We start from the raw sequence: 10,865 nt of genomic DNA, 5'->3' as shown, positions 1-10,865 counted from the left end.
GCCGGCCGACGCGCCCAAGCTGATCGCCTTCGAGAGCGTCTATTCGATGGACGGCGACATCGCCGACATCGCCGGGACGATCGCCCTGGCCAAGAAGTACGGCGCCATGACCTACCTGGACGAGGTCCACGCGGTCGGCATGTACGGTCCGCGCGGCGGCGGCGTCGCCGAGCGCGAAGGCCTGATGGGCGACATCGACATCATCGAGGGCACGCTGGGCAAGGCGTTCGGCGTCATGGGCGGCTACATCACCGGCGACACCGAGGTGGTTGACGCCATCCGCTTGATGGCCGCCGGCTTCATCTTCACGACCTCTCTTCCTCCCGCCTTGACGGCGGGGGCCTTGGCCAGCGTCCGCTGGCTGAAGCAGCACCCGGAAGTGCGCGAGATCCATCAGGAACGCGCCGCGACCCTGAAGGCCATGTTCCGCGCCGCGGGCCTGCCGGTCATGGACAGCGAGAGCCACATCGTCCCGGTGCTGGTCGGCGACCCCGTCCACTGCAAGATGATCAGCGACATGCTGCTGGCCGACCACGGCGTCTATGTGCAGCCGATCAACTATCCCACCGTGCCGCGCGGCACCGAGCGCCTGCGCTTCACCCCCACGCCGTTCCATACCGACGACATGATGCGCAAGCTGGTCGCGTCGATGGAGACGCTGTGGGCCCGTTGCAACGTCGCCCGCATGGGCGGTTTCGCCGCTTAAGGATCAAACGCACTTCAACTTCGACCTGACCGCACATCGTCGAGACGAAAAACGCCGCCGGAACCCGGCGGCGTTCGCGTGCCCGAAGACTGGCTTTCAAAGGATTTGGGCGCGGTCAGCTGCCGCGCCGGACGCCCTTGCCCAGGCCGATCTTCTTGGCGAAGTCCGAGCGCCGCGCGGCATAGGCCGGCGCCACCATCGGATAGTCCGGCGGCAGGCTCCACTTGCGGCGATATTCTTCCGGGCTCATGTCGTAGTGCGAGCGCAGGTAGCGCTTGAGCATCTTCAGCTTTTTGCCGTCCTCCAGGCAGACGATGTAGTCGTGCTGGACCGAGCGGCCGACCGGAACGGCCGGCTTGGCCTTTTCCGGCGGGCGAACCGGCTCGCCGCCGTTGTTGAGCGTGCTGAGCGCTTCGTGGACGGTCCGGATAAGATCGGGAATGGCCGTCTGGGAAACCGTATTCTGGCCTACGTAGGCCGCCACGATCTCGGCGCTGAGCCCCAGGATATCGACGCCGCTGTCGCTTGTCGTGTCCGTGCCGCCGCCCTGAGACGCCATGAGATACCCCACTACCATTGTTGCAGTTGTTATGGCGCAGGGGGTGATAGCCGCCCTGCGCGACTGCAACGCACAGCTAAGCATGTGGTTCCGAGATTGATCGCCGCGCCTATCCCGTTAAAGAAGGCGCCTCTGCCGACTCCCCGTAACGCCAGGAGAGCGTGATGACCCAAGCCAACCTAAGCGCCTTTTTCGGGGCCGACCTCGCCACCGCCGATCGCGACATCTTCGAACGCATCGGCCGCGAGCTGGATCGGCAGCAGAACCAGATCGAGCTGATCGCCTCGGAGAACATCGTCTCCAAGGCCGTGCTCGAGGCTCAGGGCTCGATCCTGACCAACAAGTACGCCGAGGGTTATCCCGGCAAGCGCTACTATGGTGGCTGCGAATATGTCGACGAGATCGAGACCATCGCCATCGAGCGCGCCAAGAAGCTGTTCGGGGCGGGCTTCGCCAATGTCCAGCCGCACTCGGGCTCGCAGGCCAATCAATCGGTGTTCATGGCGCTGCTGCAGCCGGGCGACACCTTCTTGGGCATGGACCTGGCCGCCGGCGGCCACCTGACCCACGGCTCGCCCGCCAACCAGTCGGGCAAGTGGTTCAAGCCGATCAGCTACACCGTCCGCCAGCAGGACCAGCTGATCGACTATGACGGCGTGGCCGAGATCGCCCAGCGCGAGAAGCCCAAGCTGATCATCGCCGGCGGCAGCGCCTACAGCCGCGAGATCGACTTCGCCAAGTTCCGCGAGATCGCCGACTCGATCGGCGCCTATCTGATGGTCGACATGGCTCACTTCGCGGGTCTCGTGGCCGGCGGCGTGTTCCCCAGCCCGATCCCGCACGCCCACGTCGTCACCACCACCACCCACAAGACCCTGCGCGGTCCGCGCGGCGGCATGGTGCTGACCAACGACGAGGCGATCATCAAGAAGATCAACTCGGCCGTCTTCCCCGGCCTCCAAGGCGGTCCGCTGGAGCACGTGATCGCCGCCAAGGCCGTCGCCTTCGGCGAGGCGCTGCAGCCGTCGTTCAAGGCCTACGCCCAGCAGATCATCGCCAACGCCAAGGCGCTGGCCGAGGCCCTGGGCAAGTCGGGCGTCAATATCGTCTCGGGCGGCACCGACAGCCACCTGATGCTGGTCGACCTGCGTCCCAAGGGCGTGACCGGCCGCGACGCCGAGCACAGCCTCGAGCGCGCCCACATGACCTGCAACAAGAACGGCGTGCCGTTCGACACCGCGCCGTTCACGGTCACCTCGGGCATCCGCCTGGGCACGCCGGCCGGCACGACCCGCGGCTTCAAGGAAGCCGAGTTCACCCGCGTGGGCGAACTGATCGGCGAAGTGGTCAACGGTCTGGCCGCCAACGGCCCCGAAGGCAACGCCGCCGTCGAGGCCAAGGTGCGCGGGGAAGTGCTGGCCTTGACGGCCCGCTTCCCGATCTACAACTAATAGAGACGGGTCTCGCGGGAGGGGCCACATCATGCGTTGCCCCTTCTGCGGACATGCCGAAAGCCAGGTCAAGGACAGCCGCCCGTCGGAAGACGGTGCGGCCATTCGTCGCCGCAGGATGTGCCCCGAGTGCGGCGGGCGCTTCACCACCTTCGAGCGGGTGCAGCTGCGCGAGCTGATCATTCTGAAGCGTTCGGGCCGGCGTTCGCCGTTCGATCGCGACAAATTGGTCCGTTCGATCATGCTGGCGATGCAAAAACGGCCGGTCGACCCAGAGCGGGTTGAGCGGATGATCAATGGGATCGTCCGCCAGCTGGAGAGCATGGGCGAGACCGAACTGCCGTCCTCGACGGTCGGCGAAATGGTCATGAAGGCGTTGAAATCGCTCGATGACGTGGCTTATGTCCGCTACGCCTCGGTGTACCGCGACTTCAAGGAAACGAGCGACTTCGCCAAGTTCCTGGGCGAAGAAGGCCTAAGCGACGCCGTCGAAGACGATCTATAGTCCGTTAAGCCTTAATGTGTGTTTCTGGTCGCGTCGCGACGCGACCGTGGAGATTCGAGTTCTATGGTTGAAGACAACATCCGCCTGCTGATCGTGGAGGGCCGAAGCCATTCGGGCGTCTCCGACGAACTGCTGCGCGGCGCCGCGCAGGCGATCGAGGCCTATGGCGCGGAATATGACGTGATCACGGTCTCGAGCGCGCTGCAGATCCCGACCGCCGTGGCCCTGGCCGAGGACGCCGGCCAAGGCCCCGTGGGGCTGCGCTATGACGGCTACGTCGCGCTGGGCTGCGTGATCCGCGGCGAAACCTACCATTTCGAACTTGTCGCCAACGAGACCGCTCGTGGGCTGCAGGACCTGGGCATCGGCCGTCGCCTGGCGATCGGCTTTGGCGTGCTCGCCGTCGACGACGAGCAGCAGGCCTGGGCGCGCGCCCGGGTCAGCGAAGGCGACCGTGGCGGCGCCGCGGCCAAGGCGTGTCTCGAGACCATCGCGCTGAAGCGGCAGTTTCTGGGACGCAACCGATGAGCGGGGGCCGTATCCAACCGCGTTCGGTCGCGCGTCTCGCCGCCGTTCAGGCCCTCTATCAGATGGAAGTGTCGGGCGCGGGCGTCGATTCCGTGATCCGCGAATTCTCCGAACATCGCTTCGACCGTGACGTCGAGGGCGAGCGCCTGGCCGCCGCCGACGAGGCCTTCTTCGCCGAACTCGCCAAGGGCGTCGTGACCAATCAGGCGCGCGTGGACCAGGGCATCGTCAAGCGACTGGCCTCGGGCTGGCGGCTTGATCGTCTCGACGCGACGGCTCGCGCCGTGCTGCGCGCGGGGGCCTTCGAGCTGATGTACCGGCCGGACGTTCCGACCGAGGTCGTGATCAACGAATATGTCGAGATCGCGAAATCCTTTTTTGAGGGTCCTGAGTCAGGCTTCATCAATGGCGCCCTCGACGCGATCGCCCGTGATGCAAGAGACTGACGAAGAAGACTGGTTCGCTGAAGACGAGGCGCCGCCGACCGTGGCGGCGCCCGCGACGGAATTCGACCATATCGCACGTCTGCTGCGCCCCCTGACCCGGGGGGATCCGGCGGCCCTGGATCTGCTGGACGACGCGGCGGTGCTGCCCTCGCGCCCGGGCTATGACCTGGTGATCACCAAGGACGCGATGGTCGGCGGCGTGCACTTCCTGGTGGACGAAGCCCTCGACGTCATCGCGCGCAAGCTGCTGCGGACCAATCTTTCGGATCTCGCCGCCAAGGCCGCCGAGCCGTACGGCTATTTCCTGGCCGTGGGCTGGCCTTCGGGGGCCGACGTCGCCTCGCGGGAAATGTTCGCGCGGGGCCTGGCCGAGGACGGCGCGCTGTTCGACATCTCGCTGCTGGGCGGCGATACGGTCACCACCTCCGGGCCTCTGGTTCTGTCGGCGACCCTGCTGGGCTGGGTTCCGCAGGGCGGGGCCATCCTGCGGCGCGGCGCCAAGCCGGGCGATCGCCTGATGGTCTCCGGCACGATCGGCGACGGCTGGCTGGGCCTTCTGGCCCAATGGGGCGAGGTCTCCGATCCCGATGGCTCGATGCTGCGCCGCTATCGCCAGCCCGAGCCGCGCGTCAATCTGCGCGACGCCATGCGCCAGCACGCCCGGGCCGCGGCCGACGTTTCCGACGGCCTTCTGGCTGACAGCGGCCATATCGCCAAGGCCAGCGGCTGCCGCGTGCGGGTCGATCTCGAGCGCCTGCCGCTGTCTCCCGGGGCGCAAGCCTGGCTCGACCTGCAGCCCGAGCAGGTCGAGGGACGCATTTCCCTGGCCTCCGGCGGCGATGACTACGAGATCGTCTGCGCCGTGGACCCGGCCGAAGCCTGGGCCTTCCGCGTCGCGGCCGCGGCGGCGGGCGTCAAGGTCAGCGAAGTCGGCGAGTTCGTGGAAGGCGAGGGGGTCTCGGCCTACTACAAGGGGCGCGACGTTACGCCCTCGCGACTGGGATGGCTGCACGGCTAGAGCGTGGCAGCCGAAAGCGTGAGCGGTTTCGGCGCCTGCCACGCTCCAAATGTTTGAGATAGAGCCTGTTTATCCGCTTGTGATGTTTCAAGCGGACAGGCTCTAGCCGGTAGGGGAATCTCAAGCCCCGCTTGCTAGAAGCCACGCATGAGCCCGCGTTCTCCCGCCTCGCGCCGAGTTTTCCTGAGCCTCGCCGTCGCCATGATGGCGAGCGGACCCGCCTTCGCCCGTTCGGAGAAGAAGAAGAAGGAAGAGGGCGAGGAGCAGGCGCTCGATCCCAGCTACAAGCTCGGCTCGATGACCATTCCGATCATCGCCAACGGGCGGATCGTGAACTACGTGTTCGTCGCCCTGACCCTGAAGCTTTCCTCCGGCGGCGACGTCGAGGGCTTTAAGGCCCAGGAGCCGGCCCTGCGCGACGCCATCATGCGCGCGGCCTACCGCACGCCCTTCGTCCGTCCCGACACCTGGCAGGAGGTCGACGGGCCGCGCCTCAAGGCCTTCGTCCTCAGCCAATGCACCGTCCTGTTCGGCAAGGGCAAGGTCGCTTCGGTCGAGATCGCCAAGCAGATCCCGCGTCAGCACGTCATGCCGCCGAACGCCGCCGCGTTGCGGGCGATCCAGCAGAAGCCGGACGATCCCAACCCCTGATTCCGGCGAACTTGGCCTTGAATGGCGCGGAATCGCTTGTATCGACACGGGTTGCGCGCCTCCCGGGCATCTGACAGTCTCTTTCACATGACGCCGTTCGAGCGTCATTTCAGGGAGTACGAGGGGGCACGAGGCCAAAAGGCCCGCCTGTCGACCTCGACGGCGGACTGAGTTGGCTTGTTTGAGTTGGCTCAAGGCCGTCGCCGGCGGATCGGCGTCCCCTCGTTGCAAAGAAGCGCGAAGGGGCGAAGAACCTAATGAGTCTTTGGCTTTATCTGGCCATCGGGGCCGGGTTGCTGGCGGTGCTGTACGGCGCCGTGCAAGCAGCCAGTCTGATGCGGGCCTCGGCCGGCAACGCACGCATGCAGGAGATCGCCGCGGCGATCCAGGAAGGGGCCCAGGCCTATCTGCGGCGGCAATATCTGACCATTTCCATCGTCGGCGCGGTCATTCTCGTGGCCGTCTATCTGCTGATCGGCCAGTGGGCCGCTCTGGGCTTCCTGGTCGGCGCCGTGCTCTCGGGCGCGGCGGGCTTCGCGGGCATGCTGATCTCGGTCCGGGCTAACGTCCGCACCGCGCAGGCCGCCTCCGAAGGGCTGGCCAAGGGGCTGTCCCTTGCGTTCACCTCCGGCGCCATCACCGGCATGCTGGTGGCCGGCTTCGCCCTGCTGGGCGTGGCGGGCTACTACTGGGTGCTGACCGGCGTCCTGGGCATGGAGCCGACGGGCCGCGGCGTCGTCGACGCCTTGGTGTCCCTGGGCTTCGGCGCCTCGCTGATCTCGATCTTCGCCCGTCTGGGCGGCGGCATCTTCACCAAGGGCGCCGACGTTGGCGGCGATCTCGTGGGCAAGGTGGAAGCCGGCATCCCCGAGGATGACCCCCGCAACGCCGCCACCATCGCCGACAACGTGGGCGACAACGTCGGCGACTGCGCCGGCATGGCCGCCGACCTGTTCGAGACCTATGCGGTGACCACGGTCGCGACCATGGTCCTGGCGGCGATCTTCTTCCGCGGCTCCGAGGCCGTCGGCGCGATGATGCTGCTGCCGCTGGCCATCTGCGCGGTCTGCATCGTCACCTCGATCATCGGTGCGTTCTTCGTCCGCCTGGGCAAGAGCCAGAACATCATGGGCGCCCTCTACAAGGGCCTCATCGTGACCGGCGTGCTGTCGATCCCGGCGGTCTGGTACGTGCTGCACGACCTGATCCCGACCGCGGTCGTGACGGCCACGCGCACCTACACCGCCGATGGCCTGTTCTATTGCGGCCTGGTGGGCCTGGCGGTCACCGCCGCGATCGTGATGATCACCGAGTACTACACGGGCACGGGGTTCCGCCCGGTGAAGTCGGTGGCCCAGGCCTCGGTCTCGGGCCACGGCACCAACGTGATCCAGGGCCTGGCCATGTCTCTGGAAGCCACCGCCCTGCCGGCGCTGACGATCATCGTCGGCATCGTGGTCACCTATAACCTGGCCGGCCTGTTCGGCATCGCCATCGCCACCACGACCATGCTGTCGCTGGCCGGCTTCATCGTCGCGCTGGACGCCTTCGGTCCCGTGACGGACAACGCCGGCGGCATCGCCGAGATGGCGGGCCTGCCTCCGGAAGTCCGCGTCACCACCGACGCCCTCGACGCGGTGGGCAACACCACCAAGGCCGTGACCAAGGGCTACGCCATCGGTTCGGCGGGCCTGGGCGCCCTGGTGCTGTTCGCCGCCTATACCGAAGACCTGAAGTTCTTCTCGGCCAATGCGACGCCGGGCAGCTTCTTCGACGGCATGGGCGCGGTGACCTTCGACCTGTCGAACCCGTACGTCGTGGTCGGCCTGCTGTTCGGCGGCCTGCTGCCGTTCCTGTTCGGCGGCATGTCGATGACCGCCGTCGGTCGCGCGGCCGAGTCGGTCGTGGCCGAGGTGCGCCGTCAGTTCCGCGAGAACCCGGGCATCATGACCGGCGAGGTCAAGCCCGAGTACGGCAAGGCCGTGGATATCCTGACCAAGGCCGCCATCCGCGAAATGATCGTGCCCAGCCTGCTGCCGGTGGTTTCGCCCGTGGTGCTGTTCTTCGTGATCAAGGCCATCGCCGGCAAGGTGGACGCTTTCGCCTCGCTCGGCGCCATGCTGATGGGGGTGATCGTGACCGGTCTGTTCGTCGCCATCTCGATGACGAGCGGCGGCGGCGCCTGGGACAACGCCAAGAAGGTGATCGAGGAAGGTTTCACCGACAAGAACGGGGTCCTGCACAAGAAGGGCGGCGACACCCACAAGGCCGCCGTCACCGGCGACACCGTCGGCGACCCCTACAAGGACACCTCGGGTCCGGCCGTGAACCCGATGATCAAGATCACCAACATCGTGGCCCTGCTGCTTCTGGCGGTGCTGGCCCACGGCGGCTGACGCGCAAGCGAAAGGCCGAAAACTGGAACGCCCCGGAGGAGACTCCGGGGCGTTTTCCTTTGGCGGCGGCCCGCGTGTCAGTAGACGTCTTCGGGATCCATCTCGGCCATGGCGTCCCGCACCGGGACCAGCGCCCCCGCGCGCCGGGTCCCGCGTCGGTCGGCGCCGGCGAAGTCGTGATCGATCCGCCGCCGTCGGCATGGGCCGAAATATTCCTTGGCCCGGACGAAGGGGCGGGGATTGTTGATGATCTCGTTGATCCTGTGCATCACGGTGCGGGCCGTCAGCGGCTTGGCCAGGAACTCGGTGATCCCCGCCATGCGCGCCTCGTTCAAGGTGCGCTGGGTCGCGTGGCCGGTCATCATGATGATCGGGACATAGGGGTTGGGGCTGGCGGTCGAGGTGCGCGCCCATTTGACGAACGCCAAGCCATCGACCGGCTGCATCACCAGATCCGTGAAGATGATGTCGATCTCGTGGGACTGGAAGATTCGCAGGGCGCTCAGGCCGTCGTCGGCCTCGTGGATCTTGCGGACCCCCGCCGCCTTCAGGATGGCGGTGATGACCTTGCGCATGTTGGCGTTGTCGTCGACGAGCAGAACGGACAGCGCACGAAGATCTGTTGTCTCCACAGCGCGCCTCCCTTCGCCTCCGTGAATTCGCATCGCCGATGTCTGTAGCGATAAGAATCCAATGATCGCTCAAGCTCGGTTTATGGAGTGTTGAGGATGCGACATTCTGTCCGTCCCAGGATGGTCAATTTTGAATTCACAGTAAACGCGCCAGGGTGACTTGGGGTGTGGCGGTCGCCGTGGGCGCGAAATAAGAAAAGCCGCCCGCCTTGCGGCGGACGGCTCGTCGAATTCTTGAATTGGGACGCCTGTTAGCGGCGGTCGCCTGGGCGTTGGCCCGGAGCCTGGTCGTCCTGCGGAAGCATGCCGCCACGGCCGACGTTGCCCAGCAACTGCTCGAGGATGGTCATCTCGCGGCCACGGGTCGGGGTTTCGCGACCGTTGTAGGCGATCACCTTGCCGTCCTTCAGCGTGTAGGTGTTCACCGAGGCGACCTTTTCGTCGGCCTGATTGAACTTGATGGCGACCACATCGCGCTTGATCACCCGCGGCATGTAGAAGGCCACCCGGTCGGTCGTCTGCGAGATGTAGTACCAGGTGTTGGGATCGAACGTCGAAACGGCCGACGGCGAGCCCAGCTTTTCCATCAGGGTCGACTTGCTGTCCTCGCCGACCTTCATGTCGGCGGGCTTGGCTTCGATGGCCTGGAAGCCCGAATAGCTCGTCAACGGCGTACAGGCCGAGGTGGCGGAGGCCAGGGCCAGAACGGCGGCGGCGAAAACGGCGGGGCGAGACATCAAGGCTCCGAACCGGAAAAATGCAGACTTTGACCTATCGCCCGCGGGAGCTTAGTTCAATGCCCGCGTGAAAGCGGACCCCGCGCATAGCGGGATGTCGCGGCGAAATCGAGGCGTTTCAATGTTTCTGGATCGATGGCTGAAGCCCAGGCCCGCCAAGGCGGCGGGCGCCAAGCTGTACGCCTCGGCGGTCGCGCAGGCGCGCGCGCCGGTCTTTTATCGCGATTTCGGCGTCCGCGACTCGATGGAGGGCCGCTTCGAGCTGTTCAGCCTGCACGTGATCTTCCTGATCGAACGGTTGAAGGGCCACGGCGAGGCGGCGGGCGAGGTGTCCCAGGCCGTGTTCGATTCCTATGTGAAGGGCCTGGACGACGCCTTCCGCGAAATCGGCGTGGCCGACACCTCGGTCGGCAAGAAGATGAAGAAGCTGGCCGGCGCCTTCTATGGCCGCCTGAAGGCCTATGACGAGGCGGTGGCGAGCCCGCCGGACACGACGGCGGTCGTCGACTTCCTGGCGCGCACCGCGTTCGAAGAAAGGGGCGAGGGCGACGTGGCGGCTCTGAGCGCCTATGTGATCAAGACCCGAAAGGCGCTCGCGGATCAGTCGCTGGAGGCCTTGCTGCAAGGAGATGTGACTTGGCCGAACCCGTGACCGCGCCCTGGCCGTGCGAGATCCCGCTGGCCCAGGTTGACCGTGGCGCCGTCAAGCTGCGTCTCGAGCCCACCGCCGAACAGCGCAAGGCCATCGCCAAGCAACTTGGCCTCGTCAGCCTGGAGGCGCTGAGCGCCGAAGTGTTCCTGACCTCCTGGTTGGACGGCGCCGAGGTCTCCGGCGTGCTGCGCGCCCGGGTGGTCCAGGTCTGCAGCGCGACGGCCGACGACTTCGAAACCCCGATCGACGCCCGCTTCGACCTGCGGGTTCTGCCGGCCAACAGCCAGAACGCTCCGCAGGAGGAGTTCGGCGACCTGGGCGCGGATCCGGATGGCGACGATCCGCCCGACGTCTTGGAAGGCGAGACGATCGACGTATCCGGTTACGTGGTCGAGCATCTGGCGCTGGAGCTGGATCCCTTTCCGCGCAAGCCGGGCGCGGTCTTCGTTCAGCCCCCCGAACCGGTCGAACTTTCCCCTTTTTCGGCGCTCAAGAGCCTAAAAACCAAGGACGACGAGGGGTAGAGCCCCCGACTCGACCGCTTGCGTGATATTCACGCGGATGTATCGTCCGCCGCCTTGAGG

13 protein-coding genes are annotated in these 10,865 nt (G+C 66.3%); 10 read left to right on the top strand and 3 right to left on the bottom strand.

What is annotated here, in order from left to right; all coding sequences use genetic code 11:
* A partial coding sequence (hemA, locus tag VJ655_RS19710) for a 5-aminolevulinate synthase (protein WP_324114072.1) occupies positions 1-706 on the top strand: 706 nt, incomplete at its 5' end.
* 115 nt (positions 707-821) lie between these two features.
* On the opposite strand, the gene VJ655_RS19705 is transcribed toward hemA, so the two are convergent.
* Positions 822-1,265, bottom strand: a complete 444-nt coding sequence (locus VJ655_RS19705; RefSeq protein ID WP_324114070.1) for a MucR family transcriptional regulator — start codon at positions 1,263-1,265, stop codon at positions 822-824.
* Between the two features lie 164 nt (positions 1,266-1,429).
* Between VJ655_RS19705 and glyA the strand changes: the two genes are divergently transcribed.
* From glyA to VJ655_RS19670, 7 genes are all read left to right on the top strand, one after another.
* On the top strand, positions 1,430-2,716 hold the full coding sequence (gene glyA / locus VJ655_RS19700) for a serine hydroxymethyltransferase (RefSeq protein ID WP_324114068.1): 1,287 nt from the start codon (positions 1,430-1,432) through the stop codon (positions 2,714-2,716).
* A 31-nt stretch (positions 2,717-2,747) separates the two neighbouring features.
* Positions 2,748-3,221: a transcriptional regulator NrdR gene (gene nrdR, locus VJ655_RS19695; protein WP_324114067.1), complete on the top strand. Its 474-nt coding sequence runs from the start codon at positions 2,748-2,750 to the stop codon at positions 3,219-3,221.
* 63 nt (positions 3,222-3,284) lie between these two features.
* The gene (locus VJ655_RS19690; protein WP_324114065.1) at positions 3,285-3,749 is read left to right on the top strand and encodes a 6,7-dimethyl-8-ribityllumazine synthase; all 465 of its coding nucleotides are present in this window, start codon (positions 3,285-3,287) and stop codon (positions 3,747-3,749) included.
* Positions 3,746-4,195, top strand: coding sequence for a transcription antitermination factor NusB (nusB, locus tag VJ655_RS19685; RefSeq protein WP_324114063.1), 450 nt, complete (start codon positions 3,746-3,748; stop codon positions 4,193-4,195). Before VJ655_RS19690 ends, nusB begins: the two co-directional genes overlap by 4 nt.
* Positions 4,155-5,213 carry a thiamine-phosphate kinase gene (gene thiL / locus VJ655_RS19680; RefSeq protein ID WP_324114061.1) on the top strand — a complete coding sequence of 353 codons (1,059 nt, stop codon included), beginning with the start codon at positions 4,155-4,157 and terminating at the stop codon, positions 5,211-5,213. The genes nusB and thiL overlap by 41 nt, the downstream gene beginning before the upstream one ends.
* A gap of 147 nt (positions 5,214-5,360) precedes the next feature.
* Positions 5,361-5,864: a hypothetical protein gene (locus VJ655_RS19675; protein WP_324114059.1), complete on the top strand. Its 504-nt coding sequence runs from the start codon at positions 5,361-5,363 to the stop codon at positions 5,862-5,864.
* A 257-nt stretch (positions 5,865-6,121) separates the two neighbouring features.
* Positions 6,122-8,260, top strand: coding sequence for a sodium-translocating pyrophosphatase (locus VJ655_RS19670; protein ID WP_324114057.1), 2,139 nt, complete (start codon positions 6,122-6,124; stop codon positions 8,258-8,260).
* A 77-nt stretch (positions 8,261-8,337) separates the two neighbouring features.
* Here the strand turns inward: VJ655_RS19670 and VJ655_RS19665 are convergent, their stop codons facing one another.
* Together VJ655_RS19665 and VJ655_RS19660 are read right to left on the bottom strand one after the other, a co-directional pair.
* A complete protein-coding gene (locus tag VJ655_RS19665; RefSeq protein ID WP_414647010.1) occupies positions 8,338-8,925 on the bottom strand; it encodes a response regulator in 588 nt (195 codons plus the stop codon).
* 218 nt (positions 8,926-9,143) lie between these two features.
* A complete protein-coding gene (locus tag VJ655_RS19660) occupies positions 9,144-9,629 on the bottom strand; it encodes an outer membrane protein assembly factor BamE (RefSeq protein WP_324114052.1) in 486 nt (161 codons plus the stop codon).
* 121 nt (positions 9,630-9,750) lie between these two features.
* On the opposite strand from VJ655_RS19660, the gene VJ655_RS19655 reads away from it, so the two are divergent.
* Together VJ655_RS19655 and VJ655_RS19650 are read left to right on the top strand one after the other, a co-directional pair.
* Positions 9,751-10,281, top strand: coding sequence for a ubiquinol-cytochrome C chaperone family protein (locus VJ655_RS19655; RefSeq protein WP_324114050.1), 531 nt, complete (start codon positions 9,751-9,753; stop codon positions 10,279-10,281).
* Positions 10,266-10,805 carry a DUF177 domain-containing protein gene (locus VJ655_RS19650; RefSeq protein WP_324114048.1) on the top strand — a complete coding sequence of 180 codons (540 nt, stop codon included), beginning with the start codon at positions 10,266-10,268 and terminating at the stop codon, positions 10,803-10,805. The genes VJ655_RS19655 and VJ655_RS19650 overlap by 16 nt, the downstream gene beginning before the upstream one ends.
* Positions 10,806-10,865 lie beyond the last annotated feature (60 nt).

It is taken from the genome of Caulobacter sp., assembly GCF_035254145.1.
In the GTDB taxonomy this organism is placed as follows: domain Bacteria; phylum Pseudomonadota; class Alphaproteobacteria; order Caulobacterales; family Caulobacteraceae; genus Caulobacter.
This window is presented reverse-complemented; position numbering and strand designations above follow the sequence as displayed.